Source organism: Streptomyces sp. NBC_00306 (assembly GCF_036169555.1).
Lineage (GTDB): Bacteria > Actinomycetota > Actinomycetes > Streptomycetales > Streptomycetaceae > Streptomyces > Streptomyces achmelvichensis.
This window is the reverse complement of record NZ_CP108032.1, coordinates 4,391,027-4,409,769: the sequence shown is the minus strand read 5'-3', so window position 1 is coordinate 4,409,769 and position 18,743 is coordinate 4,391,027. Positions and strand designations below refer to the sequence as shown.

Genomic DNA, 18,743 nt, shown 5'->3' with positions numbered 1-18,743 from the left:
GACACGGACTACCAGATTCCGGTACTGCGGGATTCTGAGGAGGACTTGATGCGAAACCACACTGCTGTGACAGTTGAGAGCAGCTTAGGCCAAGGCCTGTCCGCGTGTCCGGCGAATGACGACGTAGGCCATGCCTGCTGCTGTGCCGCCACGTTCCCGGGGGTAACGGCGTCCACCGCGCGGCCGTAGAGCCGGGCCGTGACGAGCCGGCAGCGGTCGAGCCGGACGATCATGCGGTCGACGAGGCTGTGCCAGCGCGGCCGGGTGCCGGTCCCCTTGCGTGGATGTCACGGTCCGGTACGAGTACGCCCCGGGAAGCCCCTGCTCCTACGGAACACCCGTACCAACGGATTAGGCTGCCCTCATGCCAAAGAAGCGCTCGGGCGGAGGTCTGACCGGGACCCAGCAGGCCGCCAAGTTCCTCGGTGTCAGTGTGCTCGCGGGAGCCGTGCTGGCGGGCATCGCCCTGCCCGCCGCCGGAGCGCTGGGACTTGCGGCCAAGGGAACGGTCAAGGGATTCGACGAGATCCCCGCCAATCTGAAGACGCCCCCGCTCAGCCAGCGCACCACGATCCTGGACGCGAAGGGCGGCCAGATCGCCACGGTGTACTCGCGCGACCGCACGGTCGTGTCGCTGAAGGACATCTCGCCGTACATGCAGAAGGCGATCGTCGCCATCGAGGACTCGCGCTTCTACGAGCACGGCGCGATCGACCTCAAGGGTGTCCTGCGCGCGCTCAACCGAAACGCCCAGTCCGGCGGGGTCGCCCAGGGCGCTTCGACGCTGACCCAGCAGTACGTGAAGAACGTCTTCGTGGAGGAGGCCGGTGACGACCCCGACAAGGTCGCCCAGGCCACCCAGCAGACGATCGGCCGCAAGATCCAGGAACTGAAGTACGCGATCCAGGTCGAGGAAGAGCTCGGCAAGAAGAAGATCCTGGAGAACTACCTCAACATCACCTTCTTCGGTCAGCAGGCGTACGGCATCGAGGCCGCCTCGCAGCGCTACTTCTCCAAGCAGGCCAAGGACCTGAAGCTGGAGGAGGCGGCGATGCTCGCGGGCATCGTGCAGTCCCCCAGCCGCTACGACCCGGTCAACGACACGGAAGAGGCGACGAAGCGCCGCAACACCGTGCTCCAGCGCATGGCCGAGGTGCACGACATCTCGCAGGCCGAGGCGGACCGGGCGAAGGCCGTCCCCGTCAAGCTCAAGGTCAGCAAGCCGAAGAACGGCTGCATCACCGCGGTCAGCGGCGCCGGCTTCTTCTGTGACTACGTGCGCGAGGTCTTCCTGTCCGACCCGGTCTTCGGCAAGACCAAGGAGGCACGGGCCAAGGTCTGGAACCAGGGCGGCCTCACCATCAGGACGACCCTCGACCCGCGCGCCCAGGAGTCGACGCAGGAGTCGATCAAGGACCACGTCTACCAGACGGACGACGTCGCCACCGCCGTGACGATGGTCCAGCCGGGCACGGGCAAGATCCTGGCGATGGGCCAGTCGCGGCCGTACGGCTTCGGCAAGCACGAGACGCAGATCAACTACTCGGTCAACCAGAAGATGGGCGGCTCGAACTACGGCTTCCCGGTCGGTTCGACCTTCAAGCCGTTCGTGGCGGCCGCGGCCATAGAGCAGGGCAAGCCGCCGACGCAGTCGTACCCGGCGCCGTACAGGATGCCGTACCCCGACTCGATCCCCACGTGCACCGACAAGCCGTGGCGGAACCAGGGCTTCAACCTGGAGAACGAGAACGAGTCCGAGGTCGGCCCGTACGCCCTCAAGGACGCGATGGCGAAGTCGGTCAACACCTACTTCGTGCAGATGATCGGGGACATCGGGCTCTGCCCCGTCGTGGAGATGACCGACAAGCTCGGTGTCGTCCAGGGCAACGGAGCGAAGCTGCCGGTCTCGCCGTCGCCGCTCACCCTGGGCTCGACCGGTATCTCCCCGCTGGTGATGGCGAGCGCGTACGCGACCTTCGCCAACCGCGGCACGTACTGCACGCCGACCGCGATCGAGTCGATCCGCACGGCCGACAACAAGAGCCTGGAGGTGCCCAAGAGCACCTGTGAGAAGGCGATGACCGAGCGGACGGCCGACACGATCAACGAGCTGCTGCGCGGTGTGATCGACTCCGGTACGGGCCAGGAGGCCGGCCTGCAGAGCCGTGACAACGCGGGCAAGACCGGTACGACGGACGAGCGGCGGAACGCCTGGTTCGTCGGCTACACGCCGAACCTCTCCGGAGCCGTCTGGGTCGGCAGTCCCAGCCAGCAGGTGAAGATGGAGAACATCCGCATCGGCGGCACCACTTACGGCAAGGTCTTCGGCGGTCAGGTCCCCGGACCGATCTGGCGGGACGCGATGACGGGTGCGCTGGACGGGCAGGAAGCACCGCCCTTCAACCGAGTGCCGATCCCGGACGCGCCGAAGGAGACGGACAAGCCCGAGAAGCCGGGCAGGCCCGACAACAAGCCCGGCAACCAGCGCGGCCAGGACAACGGCGGCAACCACGGCCAGCCCTTCCCCGGTATCTCGATCCCGCCGGACCTGATCGGCGGCGGCAACAACCGCGGTCAGAGCAACGGTGGGAACAACGGGAACGGCGGCGGAGGCTTCCCGTAGGCCGCCTGCAGCACTGCTCCATGGGAGAGGGGCCCGGCGTATACGCCGGGCCCCTCTCCCATCTCCATGTCCGCCTGCGGTGCCTCAGCCCGCGAGCAGCTGCTTCACCACGGTGGCCACCCGGCCGCCCTCGGCGCGGCCCGCCACCTTCGGGTTCACGATCTTCATGACGGCCCCCATCGCCCGCGGCCCCTCGGCCCCTGCGGCCTTCGCCTCGTCGACGGCCTGCGTCACGATCTGCGCGAGCTCGTCGTCGCTCAGCTGCTTCGGCAGGTAGGCGTCGAGCAGAACGCCCTCCGCCTTCTCCCGCTCGGCCTGCTCGGCACGGCCACCCTGCGCGAAGGCGTCGGCGGCCTCGCGGCGCTTCTTCGCCTCCTTGGCGATCACCTTCTGCACCTCGTCGTCGGAGAGTTCACGGGCGGTCTTGCCCGAAACCTCCTCCTTGGTGATGGCGGAGAGCGTCAGCCGGAGAGTGGAGGAGCGCAGCTCGTCGCGCGCCCGGATCGCCGCGGTGAGATCTTCCTTCAGCTTGGACTTGAGCGTGGTCATAACGTCTTCATAGCCTTTTCTCATGGACCCGGTCAACGCAGATTCGCAGGTCAGCACTGACTCGGAACGGCTCCGCAGGCTGGCCCGTAGCGCCGGGGCACAGCGGTACAAGCGCAGTCGTACCGACTGAACACGGCCATCATCCCCCGGGGGGACCCGGGACCAAGCCCGGAAGCGGCACGGCCACCGCACGGCGCCGGGCCGATGCCGGTTCGCGCCCCACCCGTCCGCCGATGGCCGCCCGGATCCACGGCCGCTGCACCGAGCGCGTCCCTGAGCGCATTTCCGACCGCATTTCCAAGGCGAAGTGACCAGCCGGCCGACGGACCCTAGGACCGCACCGTCAGCACCAGCTTCCCCGCGACCCGGCCCGTCTCACCCTCCGCGTGCGCCTTCGCCGCCTCGGCCAGCGGGTAGGTGGTGGCGACGTGCGGGCGCAGCTGCCCGGACTCCACCAGCGCCGCGACGCCCGTCATGCCCGTGTGGTCGTATTCGACCTGCATGGCCGTGGCGCGCACCCCCGACTCGGCCGCGCGCGCCTCCACCTGCGCGAACTCCAGGGGCAGGATCGAGACCAGCAGGCCGCCCGGCTTCAGGGTCTCGAGCGAGCGCAGCCGGTCCTCGCCGAGGAACGGATCGAGGACCACGTCCATGTCACGCGCCTCTGCCACGAAGTCCTGGGTGCGGTAGTCGATGACCTCATCGGCGCCCAGGCCCAACACCAGGTCGTGCTTGGCGGCGGACGCCGTGCCGATGACGTACGCACCGCGTGCCTTGGCGATCTGCACGGCGAGATGCCCCACGCCGCCGGCCGCCGCGTGCACCAGTACCCGCTGCCCCGGGCGCACATCGGCCGTGTCGACGAGCACCTGCCAAGCGGTCATCGACGCCAACGGCAGCGCGGCCGCCTCGATGTGGCTCAGGGTGGACGGCTTGGGGACGAAGGCACGGGCGGGAGCGGTCACGTACTCGGCGTGCGCGCCGTGCCCGTTCGGGTAGGGCAGCATCCCGAACACCTCGTCGCCCGGCTGGTGCAGCGTGACGCCCGCGCCGACCGCCTCGACCACGCCGGACACGTCCCAGCCCAGCGTGAACGGCGGCTCACCGACGCGCATCATTCCCGCGCGGTGCTTCCAGTCGGTGGGGTTCAGCCCCGCGGCATGGACGGCGACGAGGATCTCGTTGCCTATGGGCTCGGGCCGCTCGACCTCCACTTCCTCGAGGACCTCAGGTCCGCCGTAGGTGTTCTGGCCGAGGGCACGCATCGTGTTCTTGTTCATGGCACCAGCGTGTGGCCCCGCCCCAGAGCTCACCAACGGCAGAAACGTCAATAGGCGATAGAATTCTGCCATGGTCCCTCCACAGCCGGTCCAGCCACAGCCGCACAGAGTCGTCGTCCTCGCGCTGGACGGCGCCTATCCCTTCGAACTGGGGATCCCTGCACGCGTCCTGGGAGCGGCCGACGACCGGTACGAGGTCGTCGTGTGTTCCTGCGACGGCGGGCCGGTCGAGACCAACGCCGGCTTCTCCGTCGTCCCGCAGCACGGTCCCGAGGCACTCGCATCGGCAGACACGGTGATCATCGCCCCGCTCGAGAAGGCACGGCTCACCCGCGAGCTGCCCGCAGCCGTCGCCGACGCCCTCGCCCGGATCCGACCGGGCACCCGGATCGCCTCCATCTGCAGCGGAGGCTTCATCCTGGCCGCGGCCGGCCTGCTCGACGGGCGGGTGGCAACCAACCACTGGGAGAGCGCGGAACTGTTCCGCCGCTGGTATCCGCACATCCGCCTCGACGAAGGCGTGCTCTTCGTCGACGACGGCGACGTGCTCACCTCCGCCGGCGCCGCGTCCGGGGTGGATCTGTGCCTCCACCTGATCCGCAACGACCACGGCTCGCACCTGGCCAATCACGCCGCACGGCGTTGCGTGGTGGCGCCCTTCCGCGATGGCGGGCAGGCCCAGTACATCGAACGCCCCATCCCCGACGACCCGGCCGAATCCACCTCCGCCACCCGCCAGTGGGCCCTTGAGCGGCTCGGCGACAAGCTCACCGTGGAACAGATGGCCGAGCGCTCCCACATGAGCGTGCGTACTTTCGTCCGCCGCTTCCGTGCCGAGACGGGCCTGCCCCCCGGCCAGTGGCTGACCAAACAGCGCCTCGCCCGCGCCAGGAACCTGCTGGAGTCGACCGATCTGACCGTTGATCAGGTCGCGTTCGAGATCGGCTTCGCCACCGCCGCCTCGCTGCGCCAGCATCTGCACGCCGAGCTGGGCGTCTCCCCCCTGGCCTATCGCCGCACCTTCCGGGCCGCCGACTCCCCTGCGGGCATGGCGCTGTGACGGGGCAGGACGGAGCCATGCGGACAGGGCCGGTACTCGTCTACGACGGCGACTGCGCCTTCTGCACGAGCTCCGTGGCCTTCATCGAGCGCCATATGCGGCCCCGCTGCTCGATCACGCCGTGGCAGTTCGCGGATCTGCGCTCGCTCGGCACGACGCAGCGGCGCGCCGAGCACGAGCTGCTGTGGATCACGCCGACCGGCGCCACGTACGGCGGCAGTCAGGCTGTCGCCAAGCTCCTGCTGAGAGCGGGCAAGGGGTGGGCCGTCCTGGGCGCACTCCTCACCCTGCCCCCGCTGCGCTGGATCGCTCGCGGCGTCTACCGGGTCGTTGCGGACAACCGCGACCGCATGCCGGGCGGAACACCGGCCTGCGCCCTTCCGGCGAACCGCCGGCCGGGGCAGCTGCCGTCCGACTGACAGGCACCGTCCCGCCTGCCCGTACTCGGCCGTCACCTCCCTCACGAGCGGCCCTCCGATAGCGTTTCGCCATGTCCGCGTTCCTACAGCAACTCCCCGCCCTGATCGGTGTGGTGGTCGGTGCCCTGGGCTCGTACCTGGCCATCACGCGAGGGGATCAGGCCCGCTTCCGCCGCGAGCAGGAGGCCCGCTGGGAGGAACGGCGGCTGGAGACCTACGCCGAGTACGCCAGGTCGCTGAAGAAGTCGGTGACCCTGACGTACCGGATCGCCGCCCACCTCGGGAACGATCCCCACCCGCACCCCCTGTCACCCGAGGAGGCGGCGCCCCACCTGGCAGCGGCGAACGACGGCCGGGACCCGGCCGGGGAGGCCCTGCTGATGCTCGGCACCCGGGACGTGGTGGACAAGGCGCGGGTGTGGGTCGTCACCGTCCTGGAGATGGAGCAGTTCCTGCGCGAGCGGACCCATGACCCGCAGGCGTGGTCGGTCCTGCTGGAGAAACAGCGGACGGCGCGCGAGGGGTACTACGCGGCGGTCCGGCGGGATCTCGCACTTCCGCCGGGTCACTCGGGGCAGTGGCAGCTGGCGCCGCCGCCGGGGTCGTCGTCGTAGCGGTTCCTCGTGGTGCGGGTGCGGGTTCGTGGTGGTGCGGGTGCGCCGCCACGGTCGTCGTATCGAGCCGTCGTACCGAGTGGGCCGTCGATGTCTCGTCTCGGCGGGCCGCCGTACGGGGTGCGCAGGTCGTACGCGTACGGGCGTACCGCCACGCCGTACTCCGTACCCCGTACCCCGTTCGCCGTCATACGGCCGACACGCTGCGGCCGCTCCGCGGCGAGGACACCGTCGCTTCTCGGACACCGCCCGTTGACACTCTGACCGAATGCCGCTCGTCCCCGCCCCCCTCGACACCCGCCGCTGCCAACTCCTCGGACTGGTGGGCTCGGCGGCGCTCGCAGCGGGAGGCGTGACCGCGGGCGCGCTGCCCGTACGCGACGCCCTCGCGCCGGAGTCGGGCCGCGCCGCGATCGGGCTCGTCGGGGCGTACTTCGGGCTCGTCCTGCTGGTCGCAGCCTGGGCGATGCTGGGGCAGGCGGTGCGCGGCCCGCAGCCGCCCGACCGCCGGACCCTGCTGCTCACCCTCGGCCTGTGGGCCGTGCCGCTCCTGATCGCGCCACCGCTGTTCAGCCGTGACGTCTACAGCTATCTCGCCCAGGGCGCGATGGTCGACGCCCAGATAGACGTGTACACGCACGGGCCCTCCCGCCTCGGCGGTCCGCTGAACGACGAGGTGGCGCCGCTGTGGCAGCACACCCCGACGCCGTACGGCCCGCTGTTCCTGGCCTGCGCGACGGTGATCAACAACCTTTCGCACACCGAGGTGTCGGCCGGCGTGATCGGTATGCGCCTCGTCGCGCTGCTGGGGGTCGCGGGGATGGTCTTCTGTCTGCCGGTCCTGGCCCGGCACTGCGGCGCCGACCCCGCGACCGCGATCTGGCTCGGCGCGCTCAACCCGCTCGTCCTCCTCCACCTCGTGGGCGGCGCCCACAACGACGCGATCATGCTGGGCCTGCTGGGCGCCGGTCTCGTGGCCGCCCTGGGCAGATGGCCCGTACTCGCCGTCGTCCTGGTCACGCTGGCCGCCCTGGTCAAAGCACCCGCGGCGATGGGGCTGCTCGCCGTCGCGCTCCTGTGGGCCCGACAGCTCGGCAGCAGTACGCCACCGGCTCGCACATCACCGGTTCGTCCGCGATCGCTGCGTGCGCCACCCATACCTTGGCCGGTCCGAGCGCCACGGCTCACCGCCGCACTCGCCGTGCTCGGGATCAGCGCCGCCACCACGGCCGCGACGACCGCCGTCACCGGCACCGGCTACGGGTGGATCGGCGCACTCGACACCCCGGTCTCCCCGCAGAACTGGTCGATCACCTCCTCGCTGGGCCGGATGACCGGCGCCCTGCTGGAGAGCGCGGGCATCGGACTCGCTCAATTCGCCACTCCTGCCTGGCACTTGGCCGGTCTCGCCGCCACCGCTCTCGCGATACTGCTCGCCTGGCGCCGCCACCACCTGCGCCGGCCGGTCTACGCCCTCGGCCTCAGCCTGACCGCCGTGGCCGTGCTCGGACCGGCGATCCGGCCCTGGTACGTGCTGTGGGGGCTGTTCCTGATAGCCGCGGCCGGCCCCGACCGGTCCGTACGCCGTGCGGTCGCCGCCGCCAGCGCGGTCCTCGCCCTCGCGGTACTGCCCAACGGGTTCGCGCCGCAGGGCCCGCAGGTGGCGCTCGCGACCTTCGGCGGCGTGCTCGCCGTGCTGGCGCTGTGGTGCGCCCACCGCGTCGCGCAGCGCACCGCCTCCCGTACCGACGCCCTGGGGAGCACCGCATGACACTGGTCCAGCAGAGAACCAGCGGCATCAAGTGGCCCACGAGCACCCGCGGCCGGGTGCTGCTGGTGGCCGGCCTGGCGGCGGCCGTGGCGCTGTTCCTCACCACCGTGCCCCTGCACCGAGACTGGTTCGACCTCGGCGTCTACTACGGCACGGTCGAGCACTGGAGAGACAGCGGCCGTATCTACGACTACCTGGTGCCGGGGACGCACTACGGCTTCACCTATCCCCCGTTCGCCGCCGTGTGCATGCTGCCGATGACCCTGGTCGCCTGGCCCGGAGCGGTCGCGCTCAGCGTGCTCGGCAACGTCGCTGCCGGGCTCGTCGTCCTGTACTGGTGCGCCGGTGCGCTCGTAGACCGCCAGGGCTGGAGCCGTTGGTACACCTTCGCCGTCGCCTTCTGCCTGTTCGCGCTGCTCGAACCGGTCCGCGACACCTTCAGCTTCGGCCAGGTCAATCTGCTGCTGCTGGCGCTCGTGCTCACCGACGCCTGGCTGCTGTCGACGGGCCGCGCCCGCTGGGCGGGCCTTGGCATCGGGCTCGCCGCCGCGATCAAACTCACCCCCGCCGTCTTCATCGGCTACCTCCTCATCACCCGCCGCTGGCGCGCGGCCGCCACCGCGACGGGCGTCGCCGCCGCCGCCACGATCCTCGCCGTGTGGGTCGCGCCCGACGCCTCCCGCGTCTACTGGACCGAGGCGATGTGGAACACCGACCGCGTCGGCTCGCTCGCGTATGTCTCCAACCAGTCCTGGCAGGGCGTCCTCGCCCGGCTCTCGGCACCGGACGACCCCAGCCGAGCGGTGTGGGCGATCGGTGTCGTGGTGATCCTCGCGATCTGGGCCCGCCGGTCCACCCGCGCGGCCGCCGCCGGAAACGAACTCGCCGGCTTCGCCCTGACCGGCCTCACCGCCTGCCTGATCAGCCCCGTGACCTGGGTGCACCACCTGGTGTGGGTGTTCCCGGCCCTTGCCGTACTGGCCACCGCCGGCCTCGACCACGACCGCGACGACCCGCGACGACGCCGGCTGCTGCGCCGGGCGGCCGTGATCTACGTGGTGCTCTGCAGCAGCGTCGTCTGGCTGTGGAGCTGGGACGCCACCGGCATCGACGGGTTCATCGGCAGCAACACGTACGTCTGGATATCGCTGGGCCTGCTGCTGACGCTGCCGGTGCGGGGAGTGAGGGCCGAGGTACCCACCGCCCACCCGTCTCTGCAACCGTCAGGGTCTGCCACCATGGGCAGATGCGCGCACGATACGGGATCCCCCTGAAAATCACGGCAGGAATCGCGGCGGTCGGCGCTGCCGGCGTCGCCTACGCGGCGGGCTTCGAGGCCCGGTCCTTCCGTCTCCGACGCATCACGGTCCCCGTGCTGCCGAAGGGCATGCGACCGCTGCGCGTCCTCCAGGTCTCCGACATCCACATGGTGAGCGGCCAGCACAAGAAGCGCGCCTGGCTCCAGTCGCTGGCGGGCCTCCGCCCGGACTTCGTCGTCAACACAGGCGACAACCTCTCGGACCCCCAGGGCGTCCCCGAGGTCCTGGACGCGCTCGGCCCGCTGATGGAGTTCCCCGGCGTCTACGTCTTCGGCTCCAACGACTACTACGGCCCCACGCTGCGCAACCCGGTGCGCTACCTCTTCGAGAAGGCGCAGGGCCGGCACGGCCTCAACGGCAACCCGCCGGCGGTCGGCGTGGTGCACAACCCTTGGGAGGACCTGCGCGACGCGTTCGACACGGCGGGCTGGGTGGGCCTGAGCAACAGCCGCGGCCGCCTGAAGCTGGAGGGCTTCGAGCTGGCCTTCACCGGCCTGGACGACCCGCACATCAAGCGCGACCGCTACGCGAAGGTCGCGGGCGGCCCGGAGAAGGACGCGGACCTCTCCCTGGCGATCGTGCACGCGCCGTACCTGCGCACCCTGGACGCGTTCACGGCGGACGGCTACCCCCTGATCCTGGCGGGCCACACGCACGGCGGCCAGGTGTGCATCCCCTTCTACGGCGCCCTGGTCACGAACTGCGACCTGGACACGGACCGCGTGAAGGGCCTGTCCACCCACGAGTCGTCGGGCAACACCTCCTTCCTCCACGTCTCGGCGGGCTGCGGCGCGAGCCGCTACACCCCGGTGCGCTTCGCGTGCCCGCCGGAGGCGACGCTGCTGACGCTGGTGGAGCGGGAGGAGTAGCCCTGCGGGGCGCGCCCGCGCCCCGGCCGCCGGGCCCGTGTGGCAGACCCGCTCGCGTGGCCGGAGGCCGGGAAAACCGGATTTCGTCTGGGAGCGCGGGTGGGCTAAAGTAATCGATGTCGCCGCGACGCCGGTGACATCGGGGTGTAGCGCAGCTTGGCAGCGCGCTTCGTTCGGGACGAAGAGGTCGTGGGTTCAAATCCCGCCACCCCGACAGCTAAATCGCAGGTCAGGCCCGGTGCTGATTAGTCAGCACCGGGCCTGCCTCGTTCTCCAGGGGCTCTCTGGAGAAATCCTGGAGAAGATCTTGAAATTCTTCTCCAGATCACGCCCTACGGGCGGGCCTTCAGCAACGCATCCAGAGCAGCCACGGGCGAGCCGGGAGACATCGCCCGGCGCGCGTCCAACGCCTCCTCCCACATCCCGGTGAGTGCGGCCATCAACGTCTGCCGCATCCCTGGGGTGATGTGGTCGTAGCGCGACTGAACGGAGCCGTCCTCATGGCCCATGCGTTCGTCCATGAGCTTTGGCGGGGTCCCCACTTCCCGCATCAGGGTCTTGTGCGTGTGGCGCAACCCGTGCGGGGTGAGCCCGGGGGCGATCGGTACCCAGCACGCCTCAGCCCGCTTGGACGCTCCTCGCCCGCGTGCCGGGATGCCGGGCCAGGGCTCGGCAACGACAGGCACCGGCCGCTCTTCCTGACTGCCTCGCCCGGGGTACCGTCCTGTCGCGGCCGGCCGGAAGAGCCATGTGGCGAAACCGGAGCGCCGCCAGTGAGCAGCCAACTCCCCTGATGCGGCGTTGCGGATGTACCCGAGATCACTGACGGCTTCCAGCACCTTCAGGCGGGTCGGCTCCGCGACAGCATCCGGGCGGTTGAGGACGTTGGAGACGGTGCCGGTCGATACGCCACAGCGGCGCGCCACGTCGACCAGCTTCGCCCCGGGGCGGCTTACCGACCCGTTGGCGGTTCCATGGCCGCGGAAGACGTAGGCCAGTCCGTGGCAGTCGCACGGCTTCGGTCTCGTCCGGGCGATGTGGCTAGCAAGCAGCGAGGCGAGAAAAGCCGGAGTGTCGATGTCGCGATATGAGTCGTCCTTGGGCGGGCAGCGGTGCAGTTCGCCGGTGTCCAACTCGTAGAGCTGCCACTCCACGCGGACGCTCTTCGGGCGGACGAACTCGGTCTCAAGACCGACGATTTCGCCCCACCGCATGCCGGTGTAGCCCTTGATGATGCCGGCAACGAATTCATCATCACGGCCGGAGAGCAGCGCCATCCGCTCGGCCAACAGCAGGATGCCAAGTGCTGTCGTGACTGCTTTTTCCGGGCCACGGTTACGTGAGCGGCCGGCGCGCTTTCCTCGCCCGCGGCGCTTGGTTGCCGGGTTGGAGTCGCGCAGCCCCTCGTCCACGGCGTCGGCGAGGATCAGGTGCAGTGTCGCCCTCCATGTCTTGACGCTGGTTGCCGCGTACGGAACGGCGTGTTCGTGCTTCTCCCAAGCAGCGATGTCGGTGCTCAGGATGTCGGCGACGGCGAAATCCTCGAACGCGGGGAGCAGGTGCTCTTCGATGTGTCGGCGGTAGTTCTGCATGGTGGACGCCGCCAAGTCCTGCGCGGCGTACCAGCGGTTGACGTAGGCGCCGAACGTGATCCGCTCAGGTGGCGCCTTCTTCGTTCCTGCCAGCAGCTTCGCTTCTTCGGCGTCAGCAGACTTCTTTGCCGCAGCCTTGGTCCGGAAGCGGATGGCATCGCCGTCGGCATCGCGGACAGTGGCGTACTTGCCCGGCGCGAGCTTGTACCGGCCGCGCCAGTAGTTGCCGAGGCTCTCGGCATATCCCACGTTGTTCTCCCATGAACGGGTGTGCCGCCCGGCCGAAGGGCCGGGCGGCACACGGAATCAGGCTGCGCTGGACTGCGGTTGGCTGCCTCGCGCCCTGCGCGGGGGCCGTGCCTTCAGGGAGGTGACGGACGCCGCCGTTGTGGTCGCCCTGCGCCGTGGAGCTTGCTTTGCCGGCGCAGGAGCGACATGGCTTTCGGCAGGGCGGCTCTCGAAGATGCGCATGATCTCGGCGAAGTGCTCGGCCGTGAACCGGTAGCTCCCTGCGGGCTTGGTGAAGGGGATGCGTCCCCGGCGAGCTTGTTCCTTCACCCACCACTCCGAGCAGTGGAGGGCCTTGGCGATGTCGCTCGGGAGGTAGACAGGGGGAAGTGCCGGGGGTTCCAGTCGCGGAGCGGTGCTCATGTAGCGGTGACTCCTCACGAGGAAGCGGGATCCGCTGACAGAACTGACAGAACCTCCCCGATAAGCCGTTGACCTGCGGTTTTGGCGGGTTCTGGATCTTTGACAGAACTGAATTAAAACCTGACAGAACCTCGCCGGGGGAGGTTCTGTCACAGGAGCCCCGGCAGCGCAGCGGGGGTTCTGTCGAGTTTTAATTGGTTCTGTCAAAACCGCGATCATGGTCGTTCGTGCAGGTCAACGGCTTGCGCGGGGGGTTGTGTCAGTTCTGTCGGCGGTCTGGGGGTTGTGTCAGGCTCCGCGCGCGATGCGCGGGTGGGTTTCGTAGCGCGGCGAGGGCGGCCGGCCGCCGCGAGTGGTGCGCGGGGGCGGCGGCTGCTGGCGGATCCAGCCGTGCTCTTCGAGCAGGGTGAGGGCGGGGTCCAGGTCGCTGATGGCGGGGAAGTCGGCCCGGCGCAGCATCCGGAACAGCTCGCGCTTGGTGAACTGTGCGGGGTTGCTGGAGACGAGCTGCGCGAGGACGGTCACCGCGGATTCGTGGGCGGGGTCGGCGCTCATGACGCTGAACACGTCCAGGGCGTGCGCGGTGAAATAGACGCCCAGTTCGGTCGCGGCGGCCATGGTGGAGCCGTCGATGGGCTTGTGCCACCCGTCCTCGGGGTGTGCGGCGAGGTGCAGGAGCCCGGCGATGCGGGCCACGGCGCCGTCCCGCTTGGACGCCCATTTCACGATCGGCGCGAAACTCCCGTCCGGCCCGAGACGCGACTCGGTGACCTTCTGAAAGGCCAGCAGGACCGCGTCGGCTTCCGGAGTGAGCTGGATGAGGGCGGGGTCGGTCCAGTCCGCCAGGGCGAGCGTCAGGCTGGCCAGGTGCTTGGCGTAGGTGGCGGCCACCTGCTCGTTCAGCAGGGCGGGGGTCAGGCTGCGGGAGCCGACCAGGGACAAGGGCTTGGAGTAGAGGAAGCGGGCGAGGAGCCCGCGCCCGTCAGCCCCGTCGATGCGGCTGAGCGCGTCCAGAACTTCCGGCTGAACTGCCAGACCGATCGTGACCGCCGGGGAGTCGACGTGCTGGGCGCTGCGGCCCTGCCGGTTGACGCGGAGCATGTCTCCTGCGTGGCCTTTGAGGAACATGCCCATGTTGGGCTTGCCGGTGTAGCGGCCGGCGATGATGTCGAACAGTTCCCCCTCTGCGCTGAGGCAGGAGATGCGCCCGCCCTGCTCGTCCAGGAGCGTGCCGACGTTTTCCGGCGTGACGTCGTCCGCGACGAGTTGCGGTTCGGTGGGGATCCTCATCTTGTCGGCTTCCTGGGCCAGTTGGACGGCTTCGGCGGTCAGGGTGTCGCGGTGTTCGGGCTCCGCGTTGGCCGCCTTGCCAGCAGCCTTCTCGGCTGCCGCCTTAGCCAGCCTCGCCAAGGTCTCGGCCTCCGCCCTCACGGGTCCGGAGAGTTCGATCAGAGCCTTCTCCGCATCGAGCAGCGGCTTGACCATGAGGTCGAATACGGCGGACTTGCGATTGCCCGGGGGCAGTGCGATGGCGGTGTAGATGTTCACGGGCTCACGCCAGTGACCGCGCACGCACACCTTGACCCGCCCGCCGGCGGCGGTGGCGAGGACCGCTAGGGCCAGGCATCCGGCGAGGTCCGCCGGGGTCTGGGTCTCCTCGGCTACACCGCGCACCATGCTGCCCAACCAGGCAGGCAGGACGTCCACAGGGAAGTCCGGGAGCGGCGGGCGGGCACGCAGGGGGACGGGTTCGTCCCAGGCGGGGCCGGTGATCTGCTCGGGTTCGATGTGCTCGAACCCTTCCCACAGATCCGCGCGTACGTCGTTGGTCGTCATGCGGCGGTCCTGCCTTCCGAGTCGGGGTTCAACAGCGGGCATGAGGTGCGGTGTTCGCCATGAGCGGCGACCAGTTGCAGCACGGCGGCACGGCCCATGGCGCGCCGCTCGTAGCCGCAGGCACACCAGGAGCGAGCGGAGGGGGTGACGCTCCAAGACGGCGGCGCCACGATGTGGAGCCAGGCCACGGGGCGGCGCCCGTCGCCCGGCCACGAGTCAGGGCGAACAGCAGAGGGGACGCCTTCGGCGACGCCCTTTCGCTCGCCCACGGCCGGACCGTCCACAGGCTGTGGAGCGGCGTGCGGACCGTCCGGGGTGGTGGTGATGCTCTTCAGAGGGGGATGGCGGTGGGCGCTCATGCCGCACCCCGGCGGTTCTGGTTGTGGGCGATGGACCAATCGAGGGCGCTGCGCAGGGTGGAGCGGCACTCGGACGCGGACAGTCCGGCCGCCTCGCCTCCCTCTTGAAGAGCCTGTTCAACCACGTGCCGGGGGAGGTCGCCCCATGCGACGAACCGCCCCATGGCGCGTGCGGCGCGGAACAACTTCGCTTCCCGTTCCCCGACTTGGGCCGCCGCGACGTTCCGCGTCTCAGTGGCGAGCGCTACATCCGCGTATCGACGTGATTGCCCCGCTACGGCCATAGAAGGGGCCTGAGGGTGCTTGGGGGCGGGTTGCAGGATGCTGTGGAGCCACGAGGGCAGACAGGCGACCACAGGGCCGCACAGCGGCTCATAGGCTCCTGCCGGGGTGGTGCTGCCGGCGGCGACCACGTATCCGCCCCATGCGCGGGTGTCGACCGAATCGGCAACGGTGCCCGCCGTGTTGGCCATCCGGGCCACCGGCGGGGCGGTGAAGTACAGGTGCGTTCCACCGCTCGCAGTCCGCACCCGGTAGGTATCGGGGACGGCGTGCCCGGCGCGCTCGCAGAGCGCACCGAAAGTCGCCGCGCCGTCAGGCGCGTCCGAACTGCCCTTGTGCTCTGGCGTGTCCAGGTCGACAACCAGCAGCCCGGAGGGACCGGTAGCGATACCGACGTTGAACGGTCCGTGCGACCAGGTGGCACGGATGCGGTCGGTGTCGGTCGTGGCACGCTGCTCCCACTTCCGGTGCCCGCTCTCGCACACCCCGGTGCGCGGACACGAAGCCTCCCCGTGCAACGCAGGTCGCTTGGTTCCGGGGCGCAGGGGGAAGACGTGCCAGCCGCGTTCAGCGGCGGACAGAGCTGCGACGAGTAAGGCCTCTCGCCGGTTGTCGGTCGGTTGGGTCATGCTGGTTGTCTCCAGTTCCGTGCAGGGATGCTGGTTGGTCAGGGCGGCCCGGTTCTTTGGCGAGATGCGGGGCCGCCCTTGGCATAGCTAGCTGTGGAAGTGGTTGCGCTTGATCACGGCTTTGCGGATGTTCACCGTCGTCCCGCCCTGGTGGCCGTTCGAGCTGAAGATCTGCACGGCGATCCATCCGCCGAAGATCACGGCAGCGAGGGTGATCAGTTGGGTGATGAGCGCGGTGAGCGCGGCGATGAACGTCGTCAGGACGAGGAGCCCGCCGCAGACGGCGGCGAACCCGATCCCTCCGAGGGCGACGTTCACGGCGGCGCGGGAGACGGGCGGCTTGGCCGCGACCGGTTCCGGGCGGGCAGGTTCGATGGCGTATCCGGTGACGACCCGTCCGTCGGGAAGGACGATGCTCGCCACGCTCGGAACGGTGCCCGGCTGCATGGCCGCGAGGGGCGCCGGCGTCACCGCGGCGGGCGGGAAGGTGGTGGGCTGGTGGACTTCTACGGCGGTCACGGGCCTGCTCGTGGTGGGGTGTTCGGGGTACATGCGGAATCCCTTCCAGTGCACGGTCAGGGAGGCGGAGCCACCCCCTTGGGGATGGACTGTGGAGGGGTTTTCGGGGGTCTGACCTGCGGGCCTCCCTGACTCCCTGATGGATCATTTGTGCAGCTCAGGGCCAGGGAGGCGGGTCAGGGAGGGGGTCAGGGAGTTCTCCCTGCCTCCCTGACCCGCCGAGGGTCGGCTCCCTGTCATCCGTCGGCGGAAGCGGAACCGTCCGTGTCGCGGTTGGCGAGGGCGCGGGCGACGCGGTCGCGGCTGACGACCATGCGGCCGTCGGACTTGTAGGGCTCCGCGCCGGCGTCCTCCAGCACGCGCTTGAGGTCGAGGAACGACCAGCCGCCGTAGGCGTCCTCGTTGAGCGTGGCGAGCCGCTTGAGAACGTCTTGCGTCTTCAGTCGCGGCTTGTCTCCGAGGACGGTGGCGATGTCGGCGAGCGGGTCCCGCTCCTCCCCGCGGTCGATCACGGTGAGGGTGGTGACCCCGTCCCGTAGTGCCTTGGCGCGGTCGGCGATGGCGACCGCTTCGGGGTCGTCGATGTAGTGGGTGCGGATCGTGATGGAGGCCTGTCCGGCGGGGATGGCGATGCCGTCGGAGGCGACGACCAGCGTTCCCTTGTCCAGTCCCTGGCGCAGCAGGTGCGGGGCGGCGCCGCCTTCCACGGCCTTGTCACCGAGCGCCATCTTGGCCTGTGACTCGGTGCCGAGGACCAGGGAGGCGCGGGTGTGGGCGCCCTCGCGGACCAGCTTGGGCAGGTTCTGGTCGGTCGGGTCCTGCGTGCCCTCCCACAGCGTCACGTTCACGGCGCGGCCCTGGTTGTGGACCTTGCGGACGGCCATGAAGTACCGGGAGATGGCCTTGGATCCGCCGTAGGGGTTCTTGTCGGTGTCCTTGACCGGGCACATGAACGCCACCTGTGCTTCGTCCACGATGCCGACCAGCGGCGGGAACAGGGTCCCGGTCGGCGCTTGGAGACGACGTTCCATCTCGGTGACCAGGCCTTCTACCATCTCGGTTGCCTGGATGACGTGGTCGTCGGTCGGGCCCTGGATGAGCATGGTGGCGAGGCCGTCGAACATGGCCCAGTCGCCGGCGCCCTTGAGGTCGGCGATCCGGAACTCGACGGTGCGGTCCAGCGCGAGCCACAGAGCGAGCGCCCGCAGGGCTGCGGTCTTGCCCTGGTTGGACAGGCCCGTGATCAGAAGGTGGCGCTGGTAGACGGACAGGGCGGCAGCGTCGCCGCGCAGGTCCTGACCCCACGGAGCCTTACCGGTCTTGTAGTTGGCGGTCATCGTCTCGTCGGTGACCAGCGGGGACGGCCCGATCGGCTCATCCAAGGCTCCGGAGTCGGCGACCCACAGGCGCACGGTGCGGGCCGCTTGCGGGATGGTGATGAACACTTCGTGCTCGTGCCGGGTCAGATTCTCCGCGAGCTTCCGGCGCCGGTTCTGCACCTCGATCGTCGAGACCCCGGAGGGGAGAGTGACGTCGACTTCCACGCCGCATCCAGCAATCCGGATCGGCCCCAACATCGAGGCGCCGGCGTCGCCCATCTCCTTGATGGCGTTCCGCAGCGCGGGCACTCCGAGGTCGCGCAGGGCCTTGACCACGATCGACGGCGTGATCGGCTCACCCTCACCGTTACGGACGTTCGCAGGCAGCGCCCACTGGGGTGCTGCCTGCTGGCTTCGGCCGACAGCCCACAGCGAGAGCAGGACGAGCAGCGGACCAACCGTGAGAAGCGGGCCCCAGACCACTTGCACGATGGTGACCATGAGACGGATGAACTCGATCACCGCCATCAGCGGCGTGACGACGTCCGCCACGTCCTTATTGGCGATGGCCAGGACGACTCCGAGGGCGACCAGGGACCCAATGCCCATCCCCGTTCCGACCAGCGCGCTTTTGGCCGCGTCGATGGGTGAGGTGAGCAGGTCCATGCGGCGCTGGTGGCGGGCCTGGCGGTAGCGCTGCCCGCGCTCTTCCCACTCCGCAGCGACCTCGTAGTTCCCCGCGGCTTCGGCCGCGCGGAGCATCCGCTCGTAGCGTGCCGCGGTGCGCCCGTCCCACGTGCGCTTCGCCGCGATGCGGGCGCCGCCGGCGACGTAGAGGGTGTGCCGGGCAACCGCGCGAGCAGCGGTCACGGTGTGCTCGTGCGTCACGGCCGTACGGACGGCCCGCCCGGAGCGCACCCACAGCGGCACAGGCTTGGCCGGAGCCGGTTCGGGGACCACCGTCAACGTGGTCACGGGCACCGGATCGGTGTTCTTGTGCAGGTGAACGACATTCTCAGACACGAGATCTCCTGTACTGCCCTCAGCGGAGG

General features: G+C 69.7%; 16 protein-coding genes and 1 tRNA gene. 8 read left to right on the top strand and 9 right to left on the bottom strand.

Translation table 11 applies throughout. The features are described 5' to 3' along the window. Window positions 1-364: 364 nt before the first annotated feature. Window positions 365-2,623, top strand: coding sequence for a transglycosylase domain-containing protein (locus tag OHA05_RS19670; RefSeq protein WP_313945026.1), 2,259 nt, complete (start codon window positions 365-367; stop codon window positions 2,621-2,623). An 84-nt stretch (window positions 2,624-2,707) separates the two neighbouring features. On the opposite strand, the gene OHA05_RS19665 is transcribed toward OHA05_RS19670, so the two are convergent. Beyond that, the gene (locus OHA05_RS19665; RefSeq protein ID WP_313945027.1) at window positions 2,708-3,172 is read right to left on the bottom strand and encodes a GatB/YqeY domain-containing protein; all 465 of its coding nucleotides are present in this window, start codon (window positions 3,170-3,172) and stop codon (window positions 2,708-2,710) included. 329 nt (window positions 3,173-3,501) lie between these two features. Beyond that, window positions 3,502-4,452 carry an NADP-dependent oxidoreductase gene (locus OHA05_RS19660; protein ID WP_328861319.1) on the bottom strand — a complete coding sequence of 317 codons (951 nt, stop codon included), beginning with the start codon at window positions 4,450-4,452 and terminating at the stop codon, window positions 3,502-3,504. Window positions 4,453-4,522: 70 nt separating this feature from the next. On the opposite strand from OHA05_RS19660, the gene OHA05_RS19655 reads away from it, so the two are divergent. From OHA05_RS19655 to OHA05_RS19645, 3 genes are all read left to right on the top strand, one after another. Further along, window positions 4,523-5,512: a GlxA family transcriptional regulator gene (locus OHA05_RS19655; RefSeq protein WP_328861318.1), complete on the top strand. Its 990-nt coding sequence runs from the start codon at window positions 4,523-4,525 to the stop codon at window positions 5,510-5,512. A 17-nt stretch (window positions 5,513-5,529) separates the two neighbouring features. Beyond that, complete coding sequence (locus OHA05_RS19650; RefSeq protein ID WP_328861317.1) at window positions 5,530-5,931, top strand: thiol-disulfide oxidoreductase DCC family protein; 402 nt, start codon at window positions 5,530-5,532, stop codon at window positions 5,929-5,931. 71 nt (window positions 5,932-6,002) lie between these two features. Beyond that, window positions 6,003-6,545 carry a hypothetical protein gene (locus tag OHA05_RS19645; RefSeq protein ID WP_313945031.1) on the top strand — a complete coding sequence of 181 codons (543 nt, stop codon included), beginning with the start codon at window positions 6,003-6,005 and terminating at the stop codon, window positions 6,543-6,545. Here OHA05_RS19645 and OHA05_RS19640 read toward each other — a convergent pair. After that, a complete protein-coding gene (locus tag OHA05_RS19640) occupies window positions 6,497-6,736 on the bottom strand; it encodes a hypothetical protein (protein WP_313945032.1) in 240 nt (79 codons plus the stop codon). The genes OHA05_RS19645 and OHA05_RS19640 overlap by 49 nt on opposite strands. Before the next feature lie 77 nt (window positions 6,737-6,813). On the opposite strand from OHA05_RS19640, the gene mptB reads away from it, so the two are divergent. The 4 genes from mptB to OHA05_RS19620 all read left to right on the top strand — a co-directional run bounded on the left by mptB (window position 6,814) and on the right by OHA05_RS19620 (window position 10,718). Continuing rightward, window positions 6,814-8,316 carry a polyprenol phosphomannose-dependent alpha 1,6 mannosyltransferase MptB gene (gene mptB / locus OHA05_RS19635; protein WP_328861316.1) on the top strand — a complete coding sequence of 501 codons (1,503 nt, stop codon included), beginning with the start codon at window positions 6,814-6,816 and terminating at the stop codon, window positions 8,314-8,316. Between the two features lie 26 nt (window positions 8,317-8,342). Continuing rightward, window positions 8,343-9,590 (top strand): glycosyltransferase 87 family protein, encoded by a 1,248-nt coding sequence (locus OHA05_RS19630; RefSeq protein ID WP_328863425.1) that lies wholly within the window; start codon window positions 8,343-8,345, stop codon window positions 9,588-9,590. Next, on the top strand, window positions 9,563-10,504 hold the full coding sequence (locus OHA05_RS19625; protein WP_328861315.1) for a metallophosphoesterase: 942 nt from the start codon (window positions 9,563-9,565) through the stop codon (window positions 10,502-10,504). The genes OHA05_RS19630 and OHA05_RS19625 overlap by 28 nt, the downstream gene beginning before the upstream one ends. 140 nt (window positions 10,505-10,644) lie before the next feature. Next, window positions 10,645-10,718, top strand: a tRNA-Pro gene (locus tag OHA05_RS19620). A 118-nt stretch (window positions 10,719-10,836) separates the two neighbouring features. Here the strand turns inward: OHA05_RS19620 and OHA05_RS19615 are convergent. The 6 genes from OHA05_RS19615 to OHA05_RS19590 all read right to left on the bottom strand — a co-directional run bounded on the left by OHA05_RS19615 (window position 10,837) and on the right by OHA05_RS19590 (window position 18,714). After that, window positions 10,837-12,345, bottom strand: coding sequence for a tyrosine-type recombinase/integrase (locus OHA05_RS19615; RefSeq protein WP_328861314.1), 1,509 nt, complete (start codon window positions 12,343-12,345; stop codon window positions 10,837-10,839). Between the two features lie 57 nt (window positions 12,346-12,402). Next, window positions 12,403-12,747 carry a DNA-binding protein gene (locus tag OHA05_RS19610; protein ID WP_328861313.1) on the bottom strand — a complete coding sequence of 115 codons (345 nt, stop codon included), beginning with the start codon at window positions 12,745-12,747 and terminating at the stop codon, window positions 12,403-12,405. A 288-nt stretch (window positions 12,748-13,035) separates the two neighbouring features. Continuing rightward, window positions 13,036-14,583, bottom strand: a complete 1,548-nt coding sequence (locus OHA05_RS19605) for a YfjI family protein (RefSeq protein ID WP_328861312.1) — start codon at window positions 14,581-14,583, stop codon at window positions 13,036-13,038. Between the two features lie 355 nt (window positions 14,584-14,938). Then, a complete protein-coding gene (locus OHA05_RS19600) occupies window positions 14,939-15,853 on the bottom strand; it encodes a bifunctional DNA primase/polymerase (RefSeq protein ID WP_328861311.1) in 915 nt (304 codons plus the stop codon). Between the two features lie 87 nt (window positions 15,854-15,940). Continuing rightward, window positions 15,941-16,405: a hypothetical protein gene (locus tag OHA05_RS19595; RefSeq protein WP_328861310.1), complete on the bottom strand. Its 465-nt coding sequence runs from the start codon at window positions 16,403-16,405 to the stop codon at window positions 15,941-15,943. Window positions 16,406-16,608: 203 nt separating this feature from the next. Next, the gene (locus tag OHA05_RS19590) at window positions 16,609-18,714 is read right to left on the bottom strand and encodes an ATP-binding protein (protein WP_328861309.1); all 2,106 of its coding nucleotides are present in this window, start codon (window positions 18,712-18,714) and stop codon (window positions 16,609-16,611) included. Between the last annotated feature and the right edge of the window lie 29 nt (window positions 18,715-18,743).